Origin of the sequence: Micromonospora sp. URMC 107, assembly GCF_051386315.1 — a bacterium.
Taxonomy (GTDB): Bacteria; Actinomycetota; Actinomycetes; order Mycobacteriales; family Micromonosporaceae; genus Micromonospora.
The window spans coordinates 1-1,480 of sequence record NZ_JBPQTK010000274.1; the positions used below are offsets into that span (position 1 = coordinate 1).

Consider the following 1,480-nt stretch of genomic DNA (forward strand, 5'->3'; position numbering starts at 1 on the left):
GGGATGGGGTGGGCGCGTGGGCGTGGCGTGGGGGAGGTCGCGGGCACAATGATGGGATGGCCGGCGTCGGCAGGAGCCGGTGGCCCCGAGCTGAGCGAGGAATGATGACCACGAAACAGTCGGCGACCGCGGACCCGTCCGCGCCCGACCACGAGGCGCTCCTCGGCGAGCTGACCGAGGCACTGCGGCGGGTCGGCCGAGGTGACCTGAAGGTCCGGCTGCCCCGCCGGGCGGGCCGGGCCGGTGAGGTCGCGGACGCCTTCAACGAGGTCGTGTCGCTCCAGGAGCGGCAGTACCTCGACCTGCGGCGGATCAGCCGGATCGTCGGCCGGGACGGCCGGCTCACCGAGCGCCTGGACGACGAGGGCCTGGACGGCTCCTGGGCGGAGGGGCAGCGGGCGGTCAACTCGCTGATCGACGACCTGGGCCGGCCGACCACCGAGATCGCCCGGGTCATCGTCGCGGTGGCAGACGGCGACCTCTCCCAGCACATGGCCCTGGAGATCGACGGCCGGCCGCTGCGCGGCGAGTACCTGCGGATCGGCCGCACGGTCAACACGATGGTCGACCAGCTCTCGTCCTTCTCGAACGAGGTCACCCGGGTGGCCCGCGAGGTGGGCACCGAGGGCAAGCTGGGCGGCCAGGCCGACGTGCGCGGCGTCGCCGGCACCTGGAAGGACCTCACCGACTCCGTGAACACCATGGCGTCGAACCTGACCGGCCAGGTGCGGTCGATCTCCCAGGTGGCGACGGCGGTGGCCAAGGGCGACCTGTCGCAGAAGATCACGGTCGGCGCGCGCGGCGAGGTCGCCGAGTTGGCCGACACGATGAACTACCTCACCGACACCCTGCGGCTCTTCGCCGAGCAGGTCACCCGGGTGGCCCGCGAGGTGGGCACCGAGGGCAAGCTCGGCGGGCAGGCCGACGTGCCGAACGTGGCCGGCACCTGGAAGGACCTGACCGACAGCGTCAACTCGATGGCGTCCAACCTGACCGCCCAGGTGCGCAACATCGCCCAGGTCTCCACGGCGGTGGCCCGGGGCGACCTGTCGCAGAAGATCACCGTGGCGGCGCAGGGCGAGATCCTGGAACTCAAGGACACCGTCAACACGATGGTGGACCAGCTGTCGTCGTTCGCCGACGAGGTGACCCGCGTCGCCCGCGAGGTGGGCATCGAGGGCAAGCTCGGCGGCCAGGCCCAGGTGCGCGGCGTCTCCGGCACCTGGCGCGACCTGACGGAGAACGTCAACCAGCTCGCCGGCAACCTGACCAGCCAGGTCCGCAACATCTCCCAGGTCTCCACCGCCGTGGCGAAGGGTGACCTCTCGCAGAAGATCACGGTCGACGCCCAGGGCGAGATCCTGGAGCTGAAGAACACCGTCAACACGATGGTGGACCAGCTCTCGTCGTTCGCCGACGAGGTGACCCGCGTCGCGCGCGAGGTGGGCACGGAGGGCAAGCTGGGCGGTCAGGCCCAGGT

1 protein-coding gene is annotated in these 1,480 nt (G+C 71.2%); it reads left to right on the forward strand.

The genetic code is table 11. The features are described from left to right. Positions 1-101 precede the first annotated feature (101 nt). The coding region (locus ACSNN9_RS28450) for a HAMP domain-containing protein (protein ID WP_436676387.1) at positions 102-1,480 on the forward strand (1,379 nt) is incomplete at its 3' end.